Below are 26,264 nucleotides of genomic sequence, written 5' to 3' on the forward strand. Positions count from 1 at the left end.
GGGTGCGCCGATCGGCTTGGACGTGGCGTTCATCCACGCCTCCAGTGCTGCGGCGGACGGTTCATCACCGTTGGCGCACAGGGGTTTTGCCAGGAGTTCGGATTGTCCAGGAAGGTCGCGAGGGCGGTGATCCGGACGGAAGCCACGGAGTTCCGCGACACGCGCACGAACCAGCCTTTGCCGAAGATCGGCCCCTGGCGTGAAGAGCTCGACGCTCTGTTGCTGGCCAATGAGGGCAAGGCGCCATGGGAGCGCCTGACGCCGGTTCGGCTGTTCGAGATGCTACGATCCGGTGGATATGAGGGCGGCTACGACGCGGTCCGCCGCTACGCCCGGGTTTGCCGGCAGGAGCAGGAGCCCTCCATCGCCCAAGCCTACATGCCGTTGAGCTTTGCCCCGGGCGAGGTCACCCAGCTCGACCGGAGCCATGAGGTCGTCCCGATCAACGGAACGACGGTCACGGTGAAGGTGGCCCATGTCCGTCTGTGCCATAGCCGGATGCTGTTCGTACGGGCCTGCCCGCGCGAAAGTCAGGGGCTGGTGTTCGACACCCACGACCGCGCCTTCGCCTTGCCACAGGGAGCCTGTACGCGGGGCATCTGCGACACCATGAAAACGGCCGTCGTTACGAGGATCGCCGGCAAGGAGCGCGTCCACAACCGGCGCTTCCCGCAGATGTGCAGCCACCATCCGGTCGTTCCGGTCGCCTGCACCCCGGCTTGGGGCTGGGAGCAGGGAAAGGTCGAGACCCAGGTCGGCTTGGTCTGCGAGCGCGTCTTCGCGCCGGCTGCGGGTGAAGAACTACGATGAACTCAACGGCTTGCCTTGGTTTTGGTAAAATGCTTGAACAGAGTGTTCCTGCCGCATCCATCCTGGGAGACCTGAGCGGACCACAGCTGTTAATTTGCAACGATGACTGTCGAGTTCAAACGACACAGACATCCATTGTTTTGGATCTCTGATATGTGCGCCAATAATGTCTCCGGAGACCATGCACGCTTCTCATATTATAACGCTTTCTTTGCGCTTTCCCCTCTAAAACGGAGAGAGAGGATTTGGAATTCCTTTTGTAAATTCGCCACGACAGACTCGGGATTTTATTACTCTCACGTCAGGGAAATCATGATCCATGCGTTCGTTCGTTCATTGCACCTGCACCAAGGATGGATTTTCTCTGTATCAGGTGGGGCAAAACTACCCGGTTGAGGCGGATTTTGACGCTCATCGCCAAGTGGGATGCTTGGTCGTCCTGCTCCCCGACGGTCCGATTTGGCTCGGAGACACCGCTGGGATGACGGCGAACGACATCGAGGCCACCGCCGCCGCCGGGGCGATGGTGATGGAGGTCAGCCCGCCCAACAAACTCGTCCTCGCCTGTCAGATGCCCTTTCCGGCCGTATAAGGATCATGACGGGGATGAGGACAGGCCTCATCCCTGGCAGATGTCCTCACTCCGCCGCCCAGGCAAGCGGAGCAAAGCCCGCACGGTGAGCCATTTGCTCGAGGAGCACGGGCAAGCTTTCCTCTTGTCTGTTGAAGCGGACATGCACCGCTCCGTCGCTCAACGCTTGCACCGTAACGGTGACCGTCGCGGACATGCCGTCCGGTGCCAATCGAGCGGTATCTCCGGGTGTCAATGCGTGCTGCCGGGGCGTCAGCAGTCTGGCTCCGTCCATCGACAGGTCGGCAATGCGGACAGTCAACTGTCCTCGGGCCGCCGCGAGTTGGGCCGGGTGGTCGATGGCATGACGGGGGCTGCGCCGGCGATCCGCTTCGGTTGTCGATGTCCGGACGACGCGCACCAGCGTTCTGCGCAGGGCCTCGATGCTGTGCGCGACCTCCTCCGAGCCGATGCGGACCTGGGCGGCCTGGGAGCCGGTCTGGGCCGCCTCCTGCGACACCGTGGCGATGCTGGTGGACACCGCCTGGGCGGCGCGGGAGGTTTCGACGACGTTGCGGCTGATCTCCTGGGTGGCCGCGGCCTGCTCCTCCATGGCGGCGGCGATCGCTCCGGTGACCTGATCGATCTCGCCGATCGTGCTGCCGATCTGCTCCACCGCAGTCACCGCCGCGCCGGTCACGGCCTGCACTTCGGCGATGAGGCGCGTGATCTCCTCGGTCGAGCGGGCGGTCTGGTTGGCGAGGGTCTTGACCTCCTGGGCCACGACAGCAAAGCCCTTGCCCGCCTCCCCCGCCCGCGCCGCCTCGATGGTGGCGTTCAGCGCCAGGAGATTGGTCTGGCTGGCGATGTCGTCGATGAGCTTGACGACGTCGCCGATCCGGTTGACGGCGCTGGAGAGCGAGACGATCGTTTCCTGTGTGTGGGTGCCCCCTGCGACGGCACGGCGGGTGACGGTGCTCGAGTGGGCGATCTGAGCGGAGATCTCCCGGATCGAGGCCGCCAGTTCTTCGGTCGCCGACGCCACCGTCTGCGCGTTCATCAGCGCCTGTTCGGCAGCGGTGGAAACGGTGCGGGCGTTCTCGCTGACCCGGTCGGCCGCCGCGGCCATGCGGTCGGCATCCTCGGCCATGCCGCCGGTATGCCTGGCGACCTCCTCCACCGCCTGTCCCGCCTCGCGTTCAACCGTCGCCGCCATGGCGAGCATCGCGGCGGCACGCTCCTCATCCGCTTGCCGCTGTCGTTCGCCCCGCTCCTGACTGGCATAATCCAGCTTGGCCTTTACCGCATTGAGCGTCGACCGGATGCGGCTGAATTCGGCGATGCCTGCACTGGGGATATGGGCCCGCAGGTCGCCACGGGCGATCGCGTCGAGATGGGCTTCGACAAGGGACAGGGGGTGACGAACCGTCTTCAGGATGACATGGCCGGCAACGACGGCGAACAGCCCTCCGAACAGAAGCAAGCTTAGGGTCACCGCGTCGGTGAGCTCGGCATGGAAAAGCGGCGGCAGACCCAGACCAGCCATCACGAGCATGAAAAGGACGAAGGTGGCGGTCAGACGGCCGGTGACGCTCCTGGCCCATCGGATCATCGTCGGCCCGATCCCGCGGCTGACGATGTCGCCGTCCAGCAGGGCATACGCGTGCGGCGTGCCGGACCTGAACAGGGCGTAAACCCGCTCCGCCTCCTCAACGGATGCCCGGTCGGGTTTGGAGCGGATGGAAATGAAGCCGGTGATCCGGCCGTCCTCGGTGACCGGCGTGACGTTGGCCTTGACCCAATAATGATCGCCGCTCTTGGTCCGGTTCTTCACCAAACCTTCCCAGGGGCGCCCCTCTTTGATCGTCGCCCACAGATTTGCGAACGCGTCCTTCGGCATGTGCGGGTGACGCACGATGTTGTGGGGAGCGCCGGTCAATTCGGCTTCGGTGAAGCCGCTGATGTCCGTGAATGCTTTATTGACGAAGACAATCCGGCCCGTGATGTCTGTTCGTGAGACCAGAAGCTGGTCGTCGCTTAGGAGAACTTCCCTGCCGGTCACCGGTCCATTGTCGCGCATCCCTTGCCCCCGATTTGAACGAGTGGGTCGATCACCCACTCAAAGCGGTGCAAATTTCGCGCCGGACTTGATGATCCGATCCGTGTATTTTCTCGAGGCACGCTCGGCAACGCTCCCTGAATTGCCCCGTTCTCGGCACTCTCGTGACATCGCCACCGCTCAAAATGCGATATTTTTGTAAAATGTGATGCAAAATGCGAGCATGATCACCCGGCCCCTCCGCGCCGCAAGCGGGGGCGTTCCCTCCAGCGAAGCCAATTGCCGGACGCTGACTGCACTCAGCGCTGGAGTTGCTTGGCCAGGTGTCGTGTGAGGACCGCAACCGCAGTCGGCTTGGTATAGACCGCGACCTGCGGGAACCGGTCCGACAGGCCGGACGACTGCGGGGTCGCGGTGTGGAGGACGATCGGAACTCCTGTTTTTTCCAGCGCTTCAAGGACCGGACCGACCGTCCCGTCGGACAGCGTCACGTCCAGGATGGCGGCGTCGATTTTATGGGAGCCGATCAGATCGAGTGCCTCCAGCACCGTTGCCGCAGGACCGACGGGCAACCCGTGGGCATCCTCGACGGCAAGGATGAGGTCATAGGCGATGAACGGCTCATCCTCGACGACGAGAACATGCGCGCTGCCGAGATCGGGCTGGGTTCTGGACGAGACTGTGTGGACCATGATGTCACGGATCGTGCGGGGGATTGCCTGTTGTACGACTGCCGGCTCTGAGTTCACTGGCTCAATTTTCCAAAAGGAATGATCAGGGTGACGCGCAGGCCGGCTTGGCACCACTCCTGGCTGATGCGGCCACCGAGTTGACTGCCGATGCTCATTTGTATCAGCTGCGAGCCGAAACCACGCCGTGCGGGAGGCGTCCGAACCACCGGTCCTCCGCTCTCGCGCCACAGCAGGATGAGCGTATCGCCCTCGGTTTGCCAGGACACCGTCAGCGTTCCTTGCGTGGACGACAGAGCTCCGTACTTGGCGGCGTTCGTCGCCAGCTCGTGAAGCGTCAAGGCCAGGCTGGTCGCCGCCGTCGGGCCGGCATGAACCTGCGGGCCCTCGAGGTGGAGACTGTCAGTCCCCGGCGCGAGGTGGGGAACGATCACCGCCTGCATCAGCTCCACCAGGGTGGTACCGTCCGTGGCGGCGGCTTCCCCGGTCACCGCCGGGCGGATCAAGTCATGAGCCCGCGCCAACGCCAGAAGGCGACCGGTGAGGGCATCGGCCATGTCCCGCACCCCGGCGGAGGTGCGCGCCGTCATGGCGACCATCCCGACGGCGACGGCGAACAGGTTCTTGACCCGGTGGTTGAGCTCACGCACCAGCAGCTGGCGATCTTCCTCTGCCCGCTTCCGGCTGGTGAGGTCGACCGACGTGCCGACAAGGCCAACCACCTGTCCGGTCCCGTCGCGGAACGCCGTCTTGTGGGAAAGCCAAATCCGCGGCCCCCGTTCGTCCTGCCCGACGACCTCTTCCAATTCCTCGGTCGTGCCGCTTTCCATGATCCGCCGGTCGGTTTCCATGATCCGCCGGCCTTGCTCCTTGTCGTCGAGGAATTCCAGATCGGTACGCCCCTCGACCTCGCTCCAGGGCTTGCCGATCAGCTCCATCACCGGACCGTTGGCAATGCGCATGCGGCCATCGATGTCTTTCACATAAATCAGGGCGGGAACCGATTCGATGACGGTTCTGAGGATGCGGGTGGCTTCGGTGGCCTCCGCCTCCTTCCGCCGCAACTCCTCTTCAACCTGCTTGCGCCTGTCGATGTCGATCAGCACGCCCGGAAAGCGGAGCGGCTTTCCCGCGGCATCGAGACTGCAATGCCCATTCGCCTCGACCCAGCGGTAGGTGCCGTCGAATTGGCGCACACGGTACTCGGCGCTGTAAGGTCCTCCTGTCTCCATCACGGACGCAACCGCCTGCCTGACGTGCGACCAGTCCTCCGGATGAATGGATGCCATCAGAAGCCCCAGGGACAAACCTTGCTGGCATTGCTGCGGCGACAGAGCAAAGGAGCGGGCAAAGCGCTCATCGACGGTAAAACGGTCGGCAGGGATGTCCCAGACCCAGGTTCCGACGATGGCTCCGCTGTTCAAGGCAAGGTCGATGCGCTCGACCGCGATGCGCAGGGCTTCTTCGGTCGACTTGCGGTCGGTGATGTCGATCACGACACCCGGAAACCTCGCCGGGAGGCCCTGGGCGTTCCGGGCGCAACGGCCCCGCGCCAGGACCCAACGAGTCTTGCCGTCCAACCCGGTCACCCGGTACTCCGCCAGATAATCGTCTCCTCCGTCCACAGCGCGCGCGATTTCTGCAGCAACCGCACCGCGGTCATCCGGATGGATGGCCGCCACATAGGTTGCGATCGGCAGGCCGTCCGCCGCCCGTTCCGGCTCGACACCGAACAGGGTGGCAAAGGTGGCGTCGACGGTCACGATGTCCGTCCGGACATCCCAACTCCAAGTCCCAATGCCTCCAGCGGCATCGAGCGCAAAGCGGAAGCGCTCCTCGCTGGCGCGGAGCGCCTCCTGGGCCACCTTCAGATCGTGCACGTCGGTGCAGGTGCCGTACCAACGGACAATCCGCCCCGCCGCATCGCGAACCGGCTGGGCCCGACCGATAACCCAACGGTACCGACCGCTGCGATGACGGAGCCGGTATTCGATGTGGTAGGGTTCACCGGTGGCGAGCGACCGACGCCACACACTCCAGGCGCGGTCACGATCATCGGGGTGGAACATGTCGTTCCACGCCTCGCCTTCGGTTGCCCCGTCCGGCGCGCCGGTGAACCCGTACCAACGCTGGTTGAAATAGTCGTGGTGCCCGTCAGGCCGTGTCGACCAGATCATTTGGTCGATGGAGTCGACGATGGCCTGGAACTTGGCCTCGCTGGCCTGCAGTTGCGCCCGGATCGCCGTCCGGTCGGTGATGTCGCGCATGAAGGCAACCACCCCCAGCACACGGCCGTTGGCAGCAATCATGCGGTTGGCGGTGATGGCCACGTCGACAAGCCGGCCATCCTTGTGCCGCCGTACGGTATCGATCTGTACCTCTTCGCCGGACAGGGCGCGGTCGAACACACCGGTCGGACCTTCCGGACAAGGCTCCGGCAGCAACAAAGTGACCGGAGCGCCGATCGCTTCCTGCATGCTATAGCCGAACATCCGGGTGGCAGCCGGGTTCCATGCGATGATCCGGCCCTCTCCCACCGCAAAGACAATGATGGCGTCAGGAGCAGTGTTTATGATCGCCGCATAGCGGGCGTCCTCCTCACCAAGGCCCTCATCCCGTTCAATGGCAGCGTCTCCAAAACCGGAACCGTCGGCACAAGAAAAGTCAGACATTTTCTTCTATCTTTGATTGGACCTCTTGCCGCCACACATGCCGGCTGACATGCGTTACAAGTTCACAAGAGCGGAGTCATTACACTAGGTTAAAACGAACATACCCGACAGAGATTTTTCTCTGAGAGTACGCCGTAAGCCTTATAGCCATTGACTTTCTCATCCGAAAGCATGCGGTTCGTTGCTTGGCTTGGACACACCTCAATCGGAACAGAAGTGCCGCTGGAGCATGACGAAAAACCTGTCATGCTGAATCAACTCACCATCAGAACAACTCAAGGCAATAAATTATATATTATATTCTAATCCTATCAGAAAACATCAGCCTTCACATTTCCGGGATCGATGCGGCGAAACAGCCGTTCCCCTCGCAGGATATCACGCACCCCCACGACAGAACCGACACCTGCAGCTTTCAACATTGCTTCCAATGCCTCTGCTGCTTCAACCAAGGGCCATGAAAGCCATCTTCATCAATCGGGACAATCACAAGTGCTTGTGACCCATCGGGCATGGCGCTTCTTCCATTACATCTCCAGCACAAAAGAAAGCCGCCCACTTGATGGTGGGGCGGCTTTCAGTCGATCAGAACGCATGGGCTAGGAGACTGTTCTGAAGATAGACAACCACGAAAGCGCGATGCTCTAATGTGGTCTTCAACATCGGATGCCGCGTGTTTGTTCCGCACAGCCCCGAAAAAATGCCGTTGCCGGGATTGAGGCACACCGGATGCGGATCTGCAATGTTCGGGGCTTGCAGCCAGGGGTGGGGAGGGACGAACCAAGCGCGACCAGCCGCGCCTGCTCGTGAAGACCCCGAATGTTGGTCTTCCCCGGACCAGCAGCCTCCGCGCATCCTGTTCATCCTTTTGGCCAAGGCCGATAACGGGCTTTGGCAGCCTGCCTTCAGTCCCCTCCCCATCAAGGACGGCATAGCGTTGAGTTGGCCGATTTGCGTCCACCCCAGGGGACCTTGCGAGGGACATCGATTTGGCTGATCACGCCTTGGTAGAGTTACTGACAGTCGCTATCCCGAGCGGGAGTGCCCGCGAAATCACTGTTCGTGAAGACCGATGAACAGCTTTCGGACTTCAGTCTCTGAACGACGCCGGCTTTGAACCTGATGGAGAATTTCTTCCGATTCGACTCTCAATTCCGCTGCAAGCGATTGCTGAATGTAAGAGAGGGCATGAACTTTCCGGGCAAATCTTTGCGTGCTGAGTGCCCATTGCCGGAGCTCATCAATAAACCCGTCGATGTCTTCGTCAGGGCTGTCGTTCATAGCCGGATATTATCATAACGATATTGCAGCATGCATCTGCTCTAAGACCGACTTGACCAAAGTCATAGAATAGGCAGGTGGAATGAGAACCAGTCATCGTTGCTTGGGCATTGCCGCCCGTCTTCCAAGTCCATCGGATTTCTGCAGGGAGCATGAAACGGGTGGTATCTGCTCGATTTCGAGGTTCATGCCCTGCCTCTCCATTTCAACATGTACTGTACAACCATCAACAAGAAAGCCGCCCCTGCATATGAGGAGCGGCTTCCAGTGGAACAGAAACGCATCGCAAGGAGACTGCACGGAACACTTGCCACCACAAAGCGCGTTGCTCTGACACCCTCTCCAACGTCAGGAGTCGCCGATTGTTCCACAGCCTCATCACATATTTTCGCAGGTCATCCACGAGAAGTCTGGCCTCAAGCCGTGAGCAGATCAACTGTGAGGGCTTCAGGACCGTATGAAGCTTGTCGTCGGACGACAAGTCCCCGGCCGAAGGCACTGGCCGAAAGCCACATCGACGCAAGTTTCGCGCCACCCCATACTGGCCGCCGAACGAGCGGCATGCCAGGGTACAAGACTGCCGCTGCAGTACGCTGGTCCTGCTGAGGAGGAATGATGACTGCGCGCGACGCCACCAACCGGACTGAGGGTGTTGCATCAGCGTTGTCATCAGACCAGGAAACCTGGCTTCGTTCAGCACTCGACTGTGCGGGTATGGGCGCTTGGCGCGCGTGGCCTGAAACCGGGGACTTCGAGGCGACCGTTGGGGCAAAACGGCTCCATGGCCTGCCGGACGATGCGCCGCTGGACGAGACCTCCGCCATGGATGTGATCCATCCGGATGACCGCGACCGGGTCAGGAGTGCCTTGCAGAGTGCGATGGAGCGGGGCGCGGACTATTGTGCGGAGTTCCGAACCGTGCTTCCGGACGGCACCGTCCGATGGCTTCTTTCACGTGGGCGCTGGATGCCGTCCGTTGACGGGCAACCGCCGCATATGATTGGCGTCGTGCAGGACATCAGCGAGCGCAAGCAGGCGGAAGACGCGCTCGCCCATAGCGAGGCGCGGCTTCGTGAAGCCCAGGACATCGCCGGCTTGGCGTTCTGGGAATTCATCTTTGCAGATGGCACGGTCATTTGGAGCGATGCCATGTTCCGGCTGCTTGGCCGGGATGCACGCCAAGGTCCGCCGACGCTTGAGGAGGTTCGCAGCCTCCTGCATCCCGACGACCAACCGTTGCTCGACACCTTCCTGGAGAACGCTGCTGCAGCCTGCCAAGACTATGAGGCGGACTGGCGTCTGCGTCATGCCGACGGGACATACCGCTGGGTGCGCACGCGCGCGCGCGCGTTTGCGGATGCAAACGGGCGATGTGTGCGCTTGTTCGGCACGGATTTGGACATCACCGAACGAAAACGGGTGGACGAGGATCTGCGACGTCTGGTCGAGCAGCGCGAGATGCTGGTCCGAGAGGCTCACCATCGCATCAAGAACAATGTCGCGTCCATTGCTGCGCTCCTGGCGATGCAGGCCCGCTCCCAGACATCGGATACGGTTCGTGAAGCGTTGCTCGATGCCCAACAACGTGTCCACACGGTCGGGCGAATCCACGAGGCGCTCTACCGCTCGGAGAGCTTCACGTCGGTCGATGTGGGAGCACACCTGCAAGCGTTGATGAAAGACGTCGCACAGTCGTCCGTGACGCGACAGGGGCGACCGCCCACACTGCGCCTGCAATGTCCTGTCGGGGTGGAACTGTCGGCCGACACCGTCACACCTCTGTCGATGATCGCGGTCGAACTCGTCACCAACGCCCTGAAATATGCGAGCGGAGACAAGGATGAGGTGGAGATCGACATCGCGCTCTGTGGTCGAACGACGATGCGCCTGGTCGTCGCTGACAACGGCCCGGGATTGCCTGCCGGTGCTCGAAGCGCAGGAGGCTTGGGCATGCGCCTCGTTGATCTCTTGGCACAACAACTCCGGGGAACCGTGTCGTACAAAAGCAGTCCAGCGGGCCTGCGGGTGACTGTGGCGTTTTCGCCTTCGCCAGCTCTATGAGGTCAGGTTGACAAGAGTTTGACTGAGAAGCCTCAAAGGTCGTGAGCATCCAAGAGATGAGGGGGACGCCCTGGTTTCTCGTTACAATAACCGGAACAGTCGCTGTCCATTCCGCGCAGCTTGAGGAAAGCCGTTGCCGTGAGACCAACGGCAAGGATTGCCTTCAGCGGCATCTCAAGAACCTTGGGTTCAGCGCGCAGGCTGCTCATGACGAGCTCTCCGAGCTTCGGGGTTGGGTCACCCCGTCACGTACTGGAGCCATTGGAGCAAAGTTCAGGCCATCTTCGACGGGGTGGCGAGGCGCAGACATGGTTGTCTTTTGGTCGGTGGCCGCAGGCTTCACCACACACTTCTTTTCACACTGCTTCACAATTTCACTGATATTTAATGCATATTTGATATAAGATGATGGTTGTGCCCTGGGCTTGCAGATCGATCACCCTGTGGGGCAGCGTGTCGGACTGGGCAGGAGATTGTTTTCGCTTGTTGAGCAAAACACGAAGGCGGAATAGCCTGTTTTTATCGGTTTCCAAGGCTGATGTGCGACTAATATTATGCGGAGCCAATCGTTGTGTGTCGCAGCATCAGCTGGAGCGCAGCTTTGAACGCCGCCATTCAGACGCTTGTTTACATTTATCCGCGAGATATTTCACTGTTGGTTCGCTCTTCAATCCTATAATGAGCTTCGAAAAGATGAACGGCTCCCCCCATGTGCTTGTTGCGGAGGATGAAGACCTCGTCGCGTTGGTGGTGGCGGAAATGCTGGAAGCCGCGGGGTTCCGGGTGACTGTGGTCCAGAATGGTCAAAAGGCCATCGAGGCCGATGCCGCTGATGCCGCCGATCTCCTGGTGACCGACATGCGGATGCCCGTCCTGGGGGGCGAGGCTTTGATCCGATGCCTTCGGCAGCGACGGACTGACCTGCCTATCATCGTCATGACCGGATACAGCGAAGATCTTCCAGACGAAGAGCCAGGATGCCTGATCATCCTACGCAAGCCATTCCCGCTGGAGGCACTGGTCCATCATGTCGGTAGCTTGCTGAACAGGCGAAGCACATGATGAGGTGAGCCGACGTGTGGAGTGCCTCCAGCCACCGGCTGTCTGGAAGTTCGAGCGAAGCCTAGCCATCACTTGGTGCGTCGGAGGTCGGTAGATGCAGGGTGGGGCCGATGGGACGCGGGCGGATGGCTGGCCAGCTCACTGAAGGTGCGATCCAGCAGCCCCTGGACTCCCACCGTGCCGGAAGGCGGTTCGCTGGAAGAACCGTTCGCATGCAGAGTGGGGAACGGCGAGTGGTTGTCGTCATCCCAACTCAGTCAGAGAGCCAGCAGCATGTGTGCTGAAACATATAAACCCGCTTACCGGCAACCAGCAGTGCCTCGATACACCACCACATGCTGATCGATCTTGAGGAAACAAAGGGCTGGCCCTTGCGTTGGGGCCAGCCGCAATCCAGAATGCCAAGGATTATGGTGGTTTTTACTTGCCTTTCTTCGACTTCATTTTTGCTTTTTCTTTTGTAACGGTTCCGCCCGCTCGCGGGCCGGCGCCCAGTTCTGCGCCGGTCAGCGGATCGGCGTCCGGCTTGGACATGGTGCGGGCGGCCACCGCATTGACCGCGGCCATCTCCGATGCGGCCAGTTTGACCGTCGGGTTGCCGTCGCCGCCGTTGACCGGGGCATCGCCCATCTTGACGTCCACGAACTCCCACTGGGCGCCCTGGTTCCAGGGGCCGCGCATGTCGCCCTCGCCCTGGCTCATGTTGTAGTACTTGTCGGTGTATTCCGGCTTGCCCGGCAGCTTGCCGGGCGGGAAGTTGTTGTCGATGGAGTACAGCGCCTTCTCGAAGCTCTTCTGGTGGGCGATCTCGCGGGTCATCAGGAAGCCCAGCGCATCCTTCACGCCCGGATCGTTGGTGACGTTGATCAGGCGCTCGTAGATGATCTTGGCGCGCGATTCCGCCGCGATGTTGGAGCGCAGATCGGCCGTCGGGTCGCCGATGCTGTCGATGTAGCCGCCGGTCCACAGCTGCCCGGCGGAATTCACCAGGGCCGGGCCGCCGCCATACAGAAGCGACAGGGTGTGGCTGCCGTTGCCCTGGGTGATGTTGGCATAGAGGTCGGCGGTCTCCTCCGCCCCCTCGGCCAGCTTGCCCTTGGCGCCCTTGGTCAGCATGGCGACGATGGAGCCGATCACCTCGAGGTGGCTCAGTTCCTCGGTCGCGATGTCGATCAGCATGTCCTTGCGGCCCGGATCCTCGTCGGCCAGACCCTGGGTGAAGTAGCGCATGGCTGCGGCGAGTTCACCCTGCGGGCCGCCGAACTGCTCCAGCATCAGGCTGGCGAGCACCGGGTTGGGCTCCGACACGCGAACCGTGTACATGAGCTTTTTGTTATGCATGAACATGAAAGGACGACTCCTGCCTATGCATGCCAATGGTTTGCTGAGCCTGAGCGCATCTCCGTACACAGCGAAGAGGTAGGGATGTAACGCTCCGGTCACGCTTCGATGCTATGAACGCAGCTAGCGGAGGCCTGTTCCCACCAGCCAAGTTTCAGCATTGCGTTCCCGTTCATCGGGCGAGTTATCGACCGGTGCTGGATATAGAGCATCGTCGCACCAGATCAGGCGTTAACAACGCGCTTCCAGCTCCACGGCAGGAGCTCGGCAAGGCCGTTGGCGGGATAGCCATTCAGGATGTCGCGGACCTAAGCCAAAGCGCGAGGCGAGCATTGTTGAGCGCACCTTCAACGCCGGCCCCTGCCCAGCTGTCCCGGACGTCCGCCGGGACAGCCTTCCGGCTTACTTGGATTGTCCAGTGGCCCGGCCCTCTCTCCGGCGTCGGGATCGGTGCGGCGGCTCCCGCAGGTCGGCTGAGAGACTGAGCCGAGCGATCGCTGGCGGAGTGTCTGGACCAGTTCCCGTGCATCCCCCTCCGATCGACGTCGGAAGCGGACCTGATGAACGGTTTCCTGCGCTTCGATCCGCAGCTCCGCTGCGCGCGAGCGCTGCAGCAGAGACAGGGCATGGAGCTTGCGGGCAAACCGCTGAGTGCTCGATGCCCAGGCACGGAGGTCGGCCATGAAATCGTCGAAGTCGTCGGCAGGATGATCGTTCATGCTGGATGCTGGTTAGGAAATTGGTGCTGTGGTCTATGTCTCTGTGCCCAGGCGGCTCGGTCGGGGCTTCAGGCTGAGGACGTGGACGGGAGTTGGTACGTCGGGCAGGTCATGAGGCGGCAGTCACAATTGGGAAAACGACAGCCCACCCCGTTCACCTCCGCAGCATGGTTGGCAAGGAGACGATGGAGCGCTCGGATGTCCCGACTCGGAAGCACACCCTGAACCATGCTGTCCGCAAGGATGATCTTGAGCAATGCCATGATGTGGCGCTCTGCATCGATGGCGGATGCAAGAATGCGGTTGAGAGACGTCGTTGCGGGGTCCCCGGTATCGATGGAGCTGTGGGGGCTGGGCTGAGGGGGTTCGGTTCCAGGAGGGGCAGTCGACTTATCGAGATCCATGCTTGCGTGACTCTGTGGCGTGCATTGCCGGGAAATGCTCTCCCGGATTGCGAAGGTTGTCATGGAAGTATGATAAGGTCGGGTGGCTTGGCGATGGTGGGGCTTTTGGCGGCCGGCCCAGCCGCCATCTGTGCGCGGTTAGAGCACCCTCTCACTGTCGAAGTGGCGCCACTCGAAGCCTGCTCCGGCGTTCAGCCGGACCATCGCCGCGCCCTGGCCAACCCTGCACCTGAACCGTCAAAGAGGCCTGACTGCCGAAAACCAGAGCCGCGGTCTGGAACAACGCCGATCATCATCAGGCCTCATAATTGAGATCAAACAATTCATGCAAATATAATCCTGGCTGCATGGCGATGTTCATTATATTATTAGCCATATTAGAAAAATTTAATTATCTTAGATCACTGGACTTGATTTGCTTACTACCTTCCCAGCATATGGTGAGCCTGCGGTATTCGGCCATGCCTTGCCTCGGTTGAGGTGGGGTCCACGCCCGCTGCAGCGCAAGCGTATTTGTAAGCATGTGACAGCAAGCCAAGTGAAAAGATGGGGTCTTGTGATCGCTGCAAGAAATCATCGTATGGGCTTAGGGAGCCAATCACTTGGCTCCAGAGGATCGGGTCATCCATAAACATCAGGTTCATGGCCCAAGCACCGAATTGCCGCTGCCTCAACCCGTCATTGGAAAGCAGAAGATCCACGTGATGGTGTCGCGTGTCGATGGATATCCTACGAAAGATCGAGATAACAGCATCGTCAGGCCCCTCCAAAATCTGAAGGAACACACCACCACACTCAACCATAAACCCTGTGACCCCGGCCCTTCGGTTATATTTTGCGGATGATATGCATATATCCTGCATATCGGGGTATGGCATTATGGATTTCAGCTCACTCCGAAAAGCATATGTTATCATCATTCCTCCCATTCTGTTTGATTGGAACTCTGCGGTTCCTCATTTTTGCTTTAGCATCAGAGATTACGCTTGCATCCGATGTTGTCACTGAACGAAATGGTGCAACAGATTTCTTGATTGTAACGGAGTGTAATCGTACAACGCGCGAATATAGGGAGAAGCCCATGTACCAAAGCTCCACCGTCCTCAGCAGTTCGGGGTAACCGTCAAGCTCGCGTTAACCCGATGGTTGGCTTACAGGGTTACGGCATAGGCCTGCCATGACGATGCGCTTCGACCGATTATCCGCCGGCGACCGACTCTCTGGTGAGATGATCCGCAACCAGCAGCAGATGCAACCATCGAAAGCTGAAACGGTAACGCCGGTGCGACGGCTAGGGTCCGAACCCATAAAGAGTCTTTTCCGCAGGGGGGCGTTGTGATTCCCGCTATAGCCGTCATCGCGAAAGATGGTCTCGCTGACGATGTCCTCGCCTTGCTCCTGCATATGCGTGCGACGGCGATCGAGTTGCTGCTCAATGGTCTGCGCTTGGGCTTGCCGTGAGGTCGAAACCCGCACATAGAACGCTGTCCTCATGATTCCCCTCCTGTGCTGGTGGGGAGGGATCGACCGCTTGCGGTGAAGCCGGCGAGACGGCCTGAAGGGTCATCTCCAGGATGAGCATGTATGCCCGATCCCATCGCCGGGCCCGATCCATCGTCGCCTGCATTTGGCGGCGAATTTGCCAGTGGCGCTTTATCGGCACCTCCCCGATCTGCGTTCAGACCGGGAACCGTGCTCACGCCTATTTGAATACAATCCCGTAGACGCAAAGCAACCCGCCACCAACTCAGGAAAAGCCATCCTGAGCGTGACAAGCAGAATTTATCATTTGCGATCAGCCCGTTGAGCGCATGTTCGGACGCCTCAAGGACTTCCGGCGCATCGCCACCCGCTATGACCGCTCCGCAACCAACTTTATGGCCGCAGCCCACATCGCCGCAACCGTCGCCTACTGGTTATGAGTCCGGACCCTATGCGAGACGGTAGTCCTGGAATGCGCAAAGTCGAATGATCAGACTGTCCGGGATGTGGGAAGATGATGTGAATCCAACCTGACCCGTTCTGACCAGCAGTCGTTTTGCCGGATGAGACCCAGCCAAGCCGGACTTCAACCAGAAATGGCTGGATGAAAGGCGGTCGCGACAAGATGTTGAGTTCGTCCCCGGCTGGCCCGGATTTCACAAGTTTGCGCGATGCGCGAAGTCGTGGCGGACCAAGCGCTTACGCCCTCGACAACCGGGGCGCCGGACAGCGATTATGGAACACCGGTTTTTGCAACCGAAAGCGAAGGGGACCCATCCACTCTTGAAACGGTCCCTTCCGCTGTCCGACGCAACCGCATTCTGCCCAGCGCCTCCAGTTTTGCGAGGCGACCTGCAATGATGCAGGGACCGATCAGGGTTCCCCCGCGCATATCTGAACCTCTCGCTCTGGTATGCTCCTTGCCTAAGAGTTGACGTTCTTATCATCTCGCTGTTGCAGCGGAGTTGCCATGCCCCGACACAAAAGCGCTCTGCTCGCCGCCGCATTGGCTTTGATCGTCGTCATAGGCATGACGGTCCACGTCGTTTGGCGGGACCGGCAGACCACCATCGCACAGATGGAGGCGCTTGCCGCCGACATGGCCAAGGTCGTCGAATCCCATGTCCTGCATACCACCAGAGGCGCAGACATCGCCTTGCGCCAAGCTGCCACTGTGGTCGACGACGCCGGCAGCCTGGAGGCCGTCCGAGTTCCCCCTTACTGGTACCGACTGCGCGACGCACTCGCCAATGTGGACGGTGGCGACACTCTCTGGCTGTTCGACGCCAAGGGAAACAGCGTGGTCGGGACCGGGCGGCAGCAGGACCGACCGATCAACATTGCCGATCGCCCCTATTTCCGGGCGGTGATGGAGGGCGCCGACCTCGTGATCAGTCCGGCACTGCGCAGTCGTTTGGACAACCGTATCATCTTCATCATCGCGCGACCGATCCGCGACTGGACCGGCGAAATCATCGGCGTCGCAAGTACCGCAATGAAGACGGAATGGTTGGTCAACTTCTATGCCTTGATGTCCTTCGGGCTGGAGACCACCGTCACAGTCTTCCGCACCGACGGCGAGATCGTTGCCCGTAACCCGGACCTCGCCAACCACATCGGCAAGAACAACCGGAACGGACCGCTCTTTCAGGAACAACTCCCACGCTCTCCAACCGGCGTCTACTGGGCACGATCCATGCTGGATGGCACGGAGAGGCTCGCGGCCTACCGGCTCATTCCCAATCTGAACCTGGTCGTCTATGCCGGGATCGACAGCGGATCGGTGTTTGCCGCTTGGCAGTCCCGTTCACTCTGGTTCATCGCCGAAGTGATTCTGACCACGATCCTCGTCCTGCTCCTGCTCCTATGGGGGGCCGGCATGATCCGCCGCGAACACCATGTCCAAAAGCGTGCGCTCGAAGCAGAAGGCGCTGCACGGCAACTGGATGCCGAACTCCATCAGGCCCGGCGCGATGCCCTGACCGGTCTGCCCGCCCGAGGGCTGTTCCTGGAAATGGCGGAGGAACTGCACCTGAGCGCCAAGAAAAAGAGGGCCACCCTGGCCTTTCTCTACATCGACCTGGACGGCTTCAAGGGTGTCAACGATCGCCATGGCCACGAGCAAGGCGACAAGGTCCTGAGGATGGTTGCCGAGATCATGCGCCGGACCACTCGGGACAGCGATCTGCTCGGCCGGCTTGGCGGCGATGAGTTCGTCATCTGCCTGTCCGGACATGGCCCCGATGTCCGGGCCGTCGCCACCGGCGTCGCCGCCCGCATCATCAGGGACGTTCGCGAGCTGGATCTGGGGGTGGGGTGCAGCGTCGGAATTGCGCTCACCGCGGACGAGTGTGACGACGTGGGCTGTGTTCTGCGCTTGGCAGACGCCGCGATGTATCGTGCCAAGACGGCAGGAAAAGGGGTGTGGTCCATTCACGAACCGGCGCAAGAGCCTTGCCTGTCTTGCGACAGCAGAATAGTTGCCTGAGCCGCTGCGCCCCTTTGGTCGCAGGGGACGGGAACCGGTCTGGCTGAGAGGCCTCGCTCCTGCTGCTTGCGCCGGCACCTGGCTGATGCCGCGCGACAAGATACCAAACCGATCGGTCACCTTGGGGACCATGGCCGAAGCTGCAGAGGAAGCGGACTGCGGTGGGCACGTCAGCGCTTCGGGAGTTCTCCTTGCACTCTCGGTGGGATGCCCTTCGCCCGCGGCTTACGCCCCGGGCTTTTCACATGAGTCACTCTTATTTCACACCTCTGATCTGCCAAATAACGCCGGAAGAGGGGTGACAGCCCCGAACATCTCGCGAACTTCGTCAGTTGATCGACACCAGGGGCAGTAGACGGGTGCCGACCGGTTCATCCTCAAACCGTTGCAACTCATTGAACTGTCACGATGCACGCTTTGGCACCGCTCCCCCCTCCTGCCCCGTCCCGGCCCGTCTGAGCGAGCCGCCACGCCAGTCGGCCGGCTGACCCGGGCGACGGTCAAGGGTGCCTTCCATGACCCGGTCGGTCGGCGTACCATCACCACCGTCAGGTGCGGCATGCAGGGCGCGGAACGACCGCTACAGTGGGGTGGGTCATGCAGGGCACAGATCGGCAGGGCACAGATCGCCAAGAACGCCTCCGGACAGTCATCGACCTCCTGCCTCTGGGCAAGCGCCAGAAGGCACTCGCCATGGAAAGCATCGACAGCATGTCAGCGGATGAGAAAAGCGATATGCTCGCACTTTGCGATCAAACAATCAGCCACCTTCCAGCCGCTCTGGAAGCCGTCAGGCGACTGCGGGGCATCGCTCCAATCGTTCAAGTCGCCGATCCATCGCCGTCCGATACTGAGCAGTGACATGCCTCGTCTCATATCCGCAACCGATGCCAGACGGCAATTCTCTGCGATCCTCAAGCAGGCCGCCAGCGGCCGGACGGTGATCATCACCCAGCGCGGGCAACCCATGGCGCGGCTGGAGCCATATGCGTCACCCTCAGCCAATGGCGATGCCTGCTCGGCTTGGAACCGCTTGTTCCAAACCCTGGATGAGGGTGTGCATCTCGACACTCGCAGAGTGGATCGCACGTCCTTGTACAACCGGCGATGAGTGGTCCCACCGGGTGCAACACCCGTTGGCTGTCGATTCATAAGCAGCGTTTCCAGGGACCCGGCACGCCCATGGATGACCGGGTTCTCGTCAGGACGATCACGCGTCAACGCGGCTACGCCCGGCTGCGGCCGATGACTGAATACCATCGCCATGGAGATGCCCCAGGGCGCCGATGTCGTTCTCATCGACACGTCGATCGACTTGAAGACGTGGCGTGAACGCTGCGGATCGCCGTCGGCAAGGCGAAGTCAATCCGCAGCCGTACCGAAATCAATCCCGGCGATGCGGTGGACAGATCGGGTAGGCATGTCGGAAACGCCGTCTACGCACGATGTGATTGACTGTTCCGGAGTTCAAACCAACCTGAATACTCTCTTCTGTCTGGCTGGTCCTCTCTACGTTTACCAGCCACAACACGTAGCAAGCTTTCATGAACGTAGCCCTTCTCGACTGGTGGGAACACATGCCGCTACGATCGCCTCCTTCTGGAGAGGCCTGCCATGGGATTTTCGCGATCGAACTCTAAGCCCCAAAACCGGCTATCCGGACGCGGTTTTTGGATTGTCCACACCGTGGTGCGACTAACCTGAAACATACGGGCAACATCTTCCACGGGCCATTCTCCGGAAAGAACGGCGCATAGAATACACCCGGCGTGTTCAAGCGAAATCTCCGGTGGACGACCAGATGAGCGAATGGCAATAGCTCTCTCGAGCACTGAAGTAATCAGCGCTTGACAAACCCACACCCGTGCGCAATCCTCGTAATTGTGTGGTTGAGGGATGCGCAAGAGCATACTCATTTTCTAGAAAGGGCGGCCGGTGCAACGGCTGCCCTTTTTGCATTGCCTAGTCTATTCCATCTTTGCCCCCTCCGTCGCCTAGTGGTCCGCGCCGAACGGGCAGTTACGTTCTACAAAGGATGCTGGCAGGCTGCGGGGCATGGATGTCTCGCAGTGGCCATTGACCTGAAGCTGGCGCCTGCCGACCGGAAGCGGTTGGCGGCCCTTGTCCGCAGCGGCAACACGCCGCAGAAGCTGGTACCGCGCGCCCGGATCGCTCTGCTGAGCGACGGCATGCACCTGAACGGCGCCATTGCCCGGGGGGTCAGCGTCGCCTTGCCGACCGTGCACCGCTGGCAACGCCGCGTTCAGGAGTAGGGCGTGGACGGGCTGGTGCGCGACAAGACGAGCCCGTCACGCATCCCACCCTTGGCGCCGGAGGTGGTCGAGCGCGTGGTGGAGATGACGCTCCAGGAACCGCCCGATGAAGCCACGCACTGGAGCAGCCGCACGATGGTGGCGGCCAGTGGGGTGAGCGATACCAGCGTGCACCGGATCTGGCGCGCTCACGGCCTCAAGCCGCATCGGGTGCGCACCTTCAAGCTCTCGCGCGATCCCAAGTTCGTCGAGAAGGTTCAGGACATGGTCGGCCTGTACATGGACCCGCCGCAGCACGCGCTGGTGCCGTCGGTCGATGAGAAGTCGCAGATTCAAGCCCTCGAGCGCACCCAGCCGGCGTTGCCGCTGGCCAAGGGCCAACCCGCCACGCACACGCACGACTACACCCGGCACGGCACGACGACGCTGTTCGCAGCACTGAACGTGCTGGACGGTACTGTGCTCGGCCAATGCGCGGCACGGCACCGGCATCAGGAGTTCATCCGCTTTCTCAACGCCGTCCAGGCGGCGGTGCCGGTCTGTAAGGTGGTGCATGTCATCCTGGACAACGACGCCACCCACAAGCACCCGAAGGTCCGTGCTTGGCTGGAGAAGCACCCGCGCTGGGTCTTCCACTTCACCCCGACCTCGGCGTCTTGGCTGAACGCGGTGGAGGGCTTCTTCGCCAAGCTAACCCACAAGCGCCTGCGCCGGGGCAGCTTCCGCGGCATCGTCGATCTTCAGGCTGCCATCCACCGCTTCATCAAGGAGCACAACAAGACCGCCAAGCGCTTCGTCTGGACCGCCAATCCCGACCGCATCATCGCCAGCATCAACAAGGCTGAACGAGCGTCATCCTCGCGCCATTGAACACCCTCTCTACGGCGTGGGGAGGGTGTTCTTCAGGATGCTCGGCCAGTCGCGCAACTGACCTCGTCCCATGCCTGGACAGTGAGGTGCTTTGCGATCCGGCCGTTCCGCAGTTCGAGGGTCATCGCCGACATCACGTGGCACCCGTCAGAATAGGCGCACTCCTCGACGAAGGCGGCGCGGTCCGGCCCAACCACCTCATGACCGACGCGATGCGTCATGTCCCTGGAGCAGACATCGCGCCAGAACGCCGCAATCGCCTCCCTGCCCGACAACGTCATCGGCGAACTGGGCGGACGGTTGCGATCGACGATCACCATCTCGGCATCATCGGCGTAGAGCCCGACCAAGGTGGTGGCGTCGCTATGTTCAAGGGCCTGTTTCAGGTCACCGAAGTTGAAGGTTTTGGTTGCGGATGTCGCCATGGCACACCCCTTGGGAAAGTTTCGGCGCAGCTGCGCTAGGATACTCCTCCGTGTTCCGCACGTCCGCAGCGCGGACGGGTATCGAAAGGCCGGCCGTCGCCGCATTTGCCACTGCAAACTGGTGAGGTTCTTCAGACGGTTTGAACAGCCCTATGGTGTCATGCCCGAGCTTGACAAGGGCATCCACGGCCAACGAAGAACGACGCCGGATTTGCGGATGACAACAGCACGCCGCGCTTCTGCCCAGCTACAAACGATACCATCTGTCTGGTTCGGGCCACCAGTCGCACGCAGTATCCTCCATGCCATCACGACAGACGACGGCGCCACCAGCCTGTGAGGGTACAAGGCACGGAACGCCAAGTCTGAAATTTAACTGAACCAGTCTGATAGTTAGCTGAAGAGTCTGAAACTTAACTGTAATTAACAATGTGCAGGTCGATACGGTCGAACAAAGGCCCGCTGATCTTCGACTGGTAGTCCGCGGCGCATTTCGGCGCGCGGGCGCAGGCGAGCGAGGCGTCGTCGAGATGGCCGCAGCGGCAGGGGTTCATCGCCGCCACCAGCTGCACGCGCGCCGGATAGGTCACATGATGGTTGGCGCGGCTGACCACCGCCTTGCCGGTCTCCAGGGGTTGACGCAATGCCTCCAGCAGCGGGCGGGGAAACTCCGGCAACTCGTCGAGGAACAGAACGCCCTGGTGTGCCAGGGAAATCTCCCCCGGCTTGGCCCGCGTGCCGCCGCCGACCAGCGCCGGCAGGCTGGCCGACTGGTGCGGCGAACGGTAGGGGCGCTGGCGCAGCAGCCGTCCCTCCTCCAGCAGCCCGCCGACGCTGTGGATCATCGACACCTCCAGCGCCTCCGCCGGGTCGAGCGGCGGCAGAAGGCCGGGCAGGCGGGCGGCCAGCATCGACTTGCCGGAGCCGGGCGGCCCGATCATCAGCAGATTGTGCGAGCCGGCGGCGGCGACCTCCAGCGCGCGCTTGGCGGTCTCGTTACCCTTCACGTCACGCAGGTCGGGCGGCGGCGCATCCTGTTCCTGCATGCGCGGCTTGGGCGGGGTCAGCACCTGGGTGCCCTTGAAGTGGTTGATGAGGGCCAGCAGGTTGGCCGGCGCCAGCACGTCCAGATCGGGACCGGCCCAGGCCGCCTCCCCGCCGCAAGCCGCCGGGCAGATCAGACCGCGGTCATTGGCCAGCGCGTCGATGGCGGCGGGCAGCACGCCGGCCACCGGCGTCAGGGCACCGTCCAGCGCCAGTTCGCCCAACGCCACATAGCGGGCGATCTCCGCATCCGGCAGCACCCCCATCACCGTCAGCAGGCCAAGCGCGATCGGCAGGTCGAAATGGCTTCCCTCCTTCAGCACGTCGGCGGGGGCGAGGTTGACGGTGATCCGCTTGGCCGGCAGCGCCAGCCCCAGCGCATGCAGGGCGGCGCGCACCCGCTCCCGGCTCTCCCCCACCGCCTTGTCGGGCAGGCCGACGACGGTGAAGGCGACGATTCCCCCGGACATCTGGACCTGGACGTCGATCCCCAGCACCTCGATGCCCTGGAACGCCACCGTGTTGACGCGCGCAACCACCACTTCACCCCGGAAGAGACGCCCGATCGGGCGGAATGCACGCGATTGTAGTCACTGCCATACCATTGCGCCAGCACGGGATGCCGGCGCCGGATGTGTATCCGCCGCCTCTCCGGCCCCGGCATGCCCGCCCGGCGCAGGGAACGGTTGTCGCAGCCGGCCAGCCGCCTAACATGAGGGCCAACCCATTCCGGGCCGCAATCCCGGCACGCATCATAAAAAAGGAACCGCCACCGTGCAGCTTCACCTGAGCACCTGGGCCGAGGTCGAGGCCTATCTGAAGACCTCCAAGGGCATCATCATGCCGATCGGCTCGACCGAGCAGCACGGGCCGAACGGGCTGGTCGGCACCGATGCCATCTGCGCCGAAGTCATCGCGAAGGGGGTCGGCGACGCCACCGGCGCGCTGGTCGGCCCGACCATCCCGGTCGGCATGGCCGTCCACCACATGGAATTCCCCGGCTCGATGACGCTGAAGCCGTCGACGCTGATCGCGGTGCTGCGCGACTATGTCGGCTCGCTGGCCGAACACGGGTTCGAGCGCTTCTTCTTCGTCAACGGCCATGGCGGCAACATCGCCACGCTGCGCGCCGCCTTCTACGAGATCTATGCGGAGAACCGCGCGCTGCGCGGCCGCGACGCGCCGGATCTGCGTTGCACCCTGGTGAACTGGTGGGAGAACGGCGAGGTCGGCCGGCTGTCGCGCGAGCTGTACCAGGGCAAGGAAGGCTCGCACGCCACGCCCAGCGAGGTGTCGCTGACCCAGTATGCCTATCCCGATTCGATCAAGACCGCGGCGCTGGAACCGGAACAGGCGCCGGCCGGCGGTTTCCACGACGCCCGCGACTTCCGCCGCCGCTATCCCGACGGCCGCATCGGCTCGGCCCCCGGCCTTGCCCGCCCCGAGCACGGCCAGCGCCTGTACGAGGCGGCGGTCGGCGCCATCAGCGCCCAGTACCGCGCCTTCCTGTCGGAGCAGTGAGGACGGCCCGCGGTCGCAGGTGGGCGGGGCTTCTTCGCCCCGCACGTTGATTCGGCGGTTGGACCTGCCTAAATTCGGACCGGTCGACGGGATTCCCGATCCCCGTCGGCCGAATGCGAAACGACGGCCCAGAAAAGACCGCCAGACGTCCATGATCAACGAGCTGAACCAGCGATCGCGCGAAGTCTTCCGACTGATCGTCGACGCCTATGTGGCGTCGGGCGAACCGGTCGGCTCGCGCACCATTTCGCGGCGGCTTGGCATGGCCTTGTCGCCCGCGACCATCCGCAACGTGATGGCCGACCTGGAGGAGCAGGGGCTGCTCTACGCCCCGCACACCTCCGCCGGCCGCATCCCGACCGACGCCGGCCTGCGCATGTTCGTCGACGGCCTGCTGGAGATCGGGTCGCTGACCGAGGACGAGCGCGCCTCGATCGAAGCGAAATGCTCCGCCTCCGGCCGCGCCTTCGCCGACGTGCTGGGGGAGGCGTCGACCATGCTGTCCGGCCTGTCGCACTGCGCCGGCCTGGTGGTGGCGCCCAAGACCGACCGACCGCTGAAGCACATCGAATTCGTGTCGCTCGGCCCCGGCCGCGCCCTCGTCGTTCTGGTGAACGAGGATGGGCTGGTCGAGAACCGGGTGATCGAGGTGCCGATGGGGGTCCCCACCTCCACCCTGCAGACGGTGTCGAACTTCCTCAGCGCCAAGCTCGCCGGGCGTACGCTGGACGAGGCCCGGCAGGAGGTGCTGCAGGAGATCGAACAGCAGAAGACCCAGTTGGACGAGCTGTCGCGCAAGGTGGTCGCCGCAGGGCTCGCCACCTGGGCCGGCAGCGGCGGGTCGAACGCCGGCCAGTTGATCGTCCGCGGCCAGTCCCGCCTGCTGGAGGACGTCACCGCCCTGTCGGACCTGGAGCGCGTGCGCGCCCTGTTCGAGGCGCTGGAGACCAAGGAGACCATGCTGCGCATGCTGGACGCCACCGGCCGCGGCGACGGCGTGCAGATCTTCATCGGGGCGGAGAACGTGCTGTTCAACCACTCCGGCTGTTCGATGATCATCTCCCCGTTCCAGAACAGCCGCGAGCAGGTGATCGGCGCCATCGGGGTCATCGGCCCGACCCGCATCAACTACGCCCGCATCATTCCGCTGGTGGATTACACCGCCAAGGTGGTCAGCCGGCTGATCGGCTGACCGTTCTCACCTCGCCTCACTCCCCGCCATACTGACCAAGCAAGAATTGAGAAAACCATGAGCGAAGAGCAGAACAAGCCCGCCGACGCCACCGTGGAGCCGACCGAGGCCACCGCCGAGACCGCCAACACGGCCGCCCCCAACGGTGCCCCCAACGGTGCCGATGCCGGTTCGCCCGAGGACCGCGTCGCCAAGCTGGAGGCGGAGGTCGCCAGCCTGAAGGACCAGCTTCTGCGCGCCATGGCGGAGACGGAGAACACCCGCCGCCGTGCCCAGCGCGACCGCGAGGACGCCAGCAAGTTCGCCGTGTCCAGCTTCGCCAAGGAACTGGTGTCGGTCGCCGACAACCTGCGCCGTGCGCTGGACGCCGTCCCGGCCGAGGGCCGCGAGCAGGACGAGATGCTGAAGGGCCTCGCCGTCGGCGTCGAGGCGACCGAGCGCCAGCTGTTCGCCGCCTTCGACCGCGCCGGCATCAAGAAGCTGGACCCGGCCGGCGAGCCGTTCGACCCGAACTTCCATCAGGTCATGTTCGAGATCGAGAACACCGGCAAGGCCGCCGGCACCGTCGTCCAGGTGCTGCAGCCCGGCTACACCATCCATGGCCGCCTGCTGCGCGAGGCGATGGTCGGCGTCGCCAAGGGCGGTGACGCGGGCGGACAGCACGTCGATACGAAGGCGTAAGCATACAGCCTCCGCAAAGCCCCCAGTTCAGCGGCGATGCCGCCGGGCCGGGGGCTTGGCGTTGTTCGGAATAGGGGACGCCAGCGGTTGACGGTCACCGGGAAATTGCCTAGGCCTTTCCCTTATTCCTTTCGGCCGAGCAACCGGAGCCGCGTTCCATGCCCAAGAGCGTCCTGACCGTCGACGATTCCAAGACCATCCGCGACATGGTAGGGTTCACGCTGAAAGGCGCCGGCTATGAGGTGGCGGAGGCGTCGGACGGCAATGCCGGACTTGCGCTGATCAGCCAGCGCAAGTTCGACTGCATCATCACCGACCTGAACATGCCGGGCTTGGACGGGCTGGCCCTGACCCGCGCCATCCGCGCCTCGGCCCTCAACCGCGCCACTCCGGTGCTGTTGCTGACCACAGAAGCCGACCCCGCCAAGAAGACCGCCGGCCGCGAAGCCGGTGCCACCGGCTGGCTGGTGAAGCCCTTCAATCCGGAAAAGCTGGTGGAGACGGTGCGGAAGGTTTGTCCGTAAGCCGTCTCTCTCCGGGATTTCCCCCTCTCCCCCCTGGGGAGAGGGTCGGGGTGAGGGGGTACGTTGCAGGATTTTTGTCGAAGAGCTGCCATGCG

General features: G+C 62.3%; 18 protein-coding genes and 4 pseudogenes. 13 read left to right on the plus strand and 9 right to left on the minus strand.

Features of this window, described 5'->3' with window-relative positions:
• Positions 1–90: 90 nt before the first annotated feature.
• Together istA and FZ983_RS11290 are read left to right on the plus strand one after the other, a co-directional pair.
• Positions 91–823, plus strand: a pseudogene (istA, locus tag FZ983_RS11285) (IS21 family transposase); the annotation flags it as partial.
• 306 nt (positions 824–1,129) lie between these two features.
• Positions 1,130–1,402 carry a hypothetical protein gene (locus FZ983_RS11290; protein ID WP_149223667.1) on the plus strand — a complete coding sequence of 91 codons (273 nt, stop codon included), beginning with the start codon at positions 1,130–1,132 and terminating at the stop codon, positions 1,400–1,402.
• Between the two features lie 46 nt (positions 1,403–1,448).
• Here the strand turns inward: FZ983_RS11290 and FZ983_RS11295 are convergent, their stop codons facing one another.
• The 4 genes from FZ983_RS11295 to FZ983_RS11310 form a co-directional block, all read right to left on the minus strand.
• Complete coding sequence (locus FZ983_RS11295; protein ID WP_149223668.1) at positions 1,449–3,461, minus strand: methyl-accepting chemotaxis protein; 2,013 nt, start codon at positions 3,459–3,461, stop codon at positions 1,449–1,451.
• 278 nt (positions 3,462–3,739) lie between these two features.
• On the minus strand, positions 3,740–4,132 hold the full coding sequence (locus tag FZ983_RS11300) for a response regulator (protein WP_149223669.1): 393 nt from the start codon (positions 4,130–4,132) through the stop codon (positions 3,740–3,742).
• 53 nt (positions 4,133–4,185) lie between these two features.
• On the minus strand, positions 4,186–6,801 hold the full coding sequence (locus FZ983_RS11305; protein ID WP_149223670.1) for a PAS domain S-box protein: 2,616 nt from the start codon (positions 6,799–6,801) through the stop codon (positions 4,186–4,188).
• Between the two features lie 1,053 nt (positions 6,802–7,854).
• The gene (locus tag FZ983_RS11310; protein ID WP_149223671.1) at positions 7,855–8,082 is read right to left on the minus strand and encodes a hypothetical protein; all 228 of its coding nucleotides are present in this window, start codon (positions 8,080–8,082) and stop codon (positions 7,855–7,857) included.
• A gap of 615 nt (positions 8,083–8,697) precedes the next feature.
• Here FZ983_RS11310 and FZ983_RS11315 point away from each other — a divergent pair.
• Positions 8,698–10,143: a sensor histidine kinase gene (locus tag FZ983_RS11315; RefSeq protein ID WP_188092294.1), complete on the plus strand. Its 1,446-nt coding sequence runs from the start codon at positions 8,698–8,700 to the stop codon at positions 10,141–10,143.
• Between the two features lie 32 nt (positions 10,144–10,175).
• Here the strand turns inward: FZ983_RS11315 and FZ983_RS34030 are convergent, their stop codons facing one another.
• On the minus strand, positions 10,176–10,352 hold the full coding sequence (locus FZ983_RS34030; protein WP_188092295.1) for a hypothetical protein: 177 nt from the start codon (positions 10,350–10,352) through the stop codon (positions 10,176–10,178).
• Between the two features lie 364 nt (positions 10,353–10,716).
• Between FZ983_RS34030 and FZ983_RS34035 the strand changes: the two genes are divergently transcribed.
• Positions 10,717–11,205: a response regulator gene (locus FZ983_RS34035; protein WP_211102892.1), complete on the plus strand. Its 489-nt coding sequence runs from the start codon at positions 10,717–10,719 to the stop codon at positions 11,203–11,205.
• A gap of 420 nt (positions 11,206–11,625) precedes the next feature.
• Here FZ983_RS34035 and FZ983_RS11325 read toward each other — a convergent pair whose 3' ends face one another.
• On the minus strand, positions 11,626–12,552 hold the full coding sequence (locus FZ983_RS11325) for a manganese catalase family protein (RefSeq protein ID WP_149223674.1): 927 nt from the start codon (positions 12,550–12,552) through the stop codon (positions 11,626–11,628).
• Positions 12,553–14,803: 2,251 nt separating this feature from the next.
• Entirely contained in the window at positions 14,804–15,163 is a 360-nt protein-coding gene (locus FZ983_RS11335) for a recombinase family protein (protein WP_149223676.1), read from the minus strand.
• A gap of 308 nt (positions 15,164–15,471) precedes the next feature.
• On the opposite strand from FZ983_RS11335, the pseudogene FZ983_RS11340 reads away from it, so the two are divergent.
• The 5 genes and pseudogenes from FZ983_RS11340 to FZ983_RS11355 form a co-directional block, all read left to right on the plus strand.
• A pseudogene (locus FZ983_RS11340) lies at positions 15,472–15,591 on the plus strand (IS5/IS1182 family transposase); the annotation flags it as partial.
• A gap of 530 nt (positions 15,592–16,121) precedes the next feature.
• The gene (locus FZ983_RS11345; RefSeq protein WP_149223677.1) at positions 16,122–17,639 is read left to right on the plus strand and encodes a sensor domain-containing diguanylate cyclase; all 1,518 of its coding nucleotides are present in this window, start codon (positions 16,122–16,124) and stop codon (positions 17,637–17,639) included.
• Between the two features lie 693 nt (positions 17,640–18,332).
• A complete protein-coding gene (locus FZ983_RS34045; protein ID WP_188092299.1) occupies positions 18,333–18,500 on the plus strand; it encodes a hypothetical protein in 168 nt (55 codons plus the stop codon).
• A 1-nt stretch (position 18,501) separates the two neighbouring features.
• On the plus strand, positions 18,502–18,750 hold the full coding sequence (locus FZ983_RS11350) for a type II toxin-antitoxin system prevent-host-death family antitoxin (protein WP_149223678.1): 249 nt from the start codon (positions 18,502–18,504) through the stop codon (positions 18,748–18,750).
• 958 nt (positions 18,751–19,708) lie between these two features.
• Positions 19,709–20,782: pseudogene (locus FZ983_RS11355) on the plus strand (IS630 family transposase).
• A 32-nt stretch (positions 20,783–20,814) separates the two neighbouring features.
• Here FZ983_RS11355 and FZ983_RS11360 read toward each other — a convergent pair.
• Positions 20,815–21,207, minus strand: a complete 393-nt coding sequence (locus tag FZ983_RS11360; RefSeq protein ID WP_149223679.1) for a nuclear transport factor 2 family protein — start codon at positions 21,205–21,207, stop codon at positions 20,815–20,817.
• Between the two features lie 428 nt (positions 21,208–21,635).
• A pseudogene (locus tag FZ983_RS11365) lies at positions 21,636–22,790 on the minus strand (YifB family Mg chelatase-like AAA ATPase); the annotation flags it as partial.
• Between the two features lie 235 nt (positions 22,791–23,025).
• Here FZ983_RS11365 and FZ983_RS11370 point away from each other — a divergent pair.
• The 4 genes from FZ983_RS11370 to FZ983_RS11385 all read left to right on the plus strand — a co-directional run bounded on the left by FZ983_RS11370 (position 23,026) and on the right by FZ983_RS11385 (position 26,169).
• Positions 23,026–23,772, plus strand: a complete 747-nt coding sequence (locus FZ983_RS11370) for a creatininase family protein (protein WP_149223680.1) — start codon at positions 23,026–23,028, stop codon at positions 23,770–23,772.
• 151 nt (positions 23,773–23,923) lie between these two features.
• Positions 23,924–24,964 carry a heat-inducible transcriptional repressor HrcA gene (gene hrcA / locus FZ983_RS11375; protein ID WP_149223681.1) on the plus strand — a complete coding sequence of 347 codons (1,041 nt, stop codon included), beginning with the start codon at positions 23,924–23,926 and terminating at the stop codon, positions 24,962–24,964.
• 57 nt (positions 24,965–25,021) lie between these two features.
• Complete coding sequence (gene grpE, locus FZ983_RS11380) at positions 25,022–25,645, plus strand: nucleotide exchange factor GrpE (RefSeq protein ID WP_149223682.1); 624 nt, start codon at positions 25,022–25,024, stop codon at positions 25,643–25,645.
• 158 nt (positions 25,646–25,803) lie between these two features.
• On the plus strand, positions 25,804–26,169 hold the full coding sequence (locus FZ983_RS11385; RefSeq protein ID WP_149223683.1) for a response regulator: 366 nt from the start codon (positions 25,804–25,806) through the stop codon (positions 26,167–26,169).
• Positions 26,170–26,264 lie beyond the last annotated feature (95 nt).

It is taken from the genome of Azospirillum sp. B21 (assembly GCF_008364825.1).
GTDB lineage: Bacteria > Pseudomonadota > Alphaproteobacteria > Azospirillales > Azospirillaceae > Azospirillum.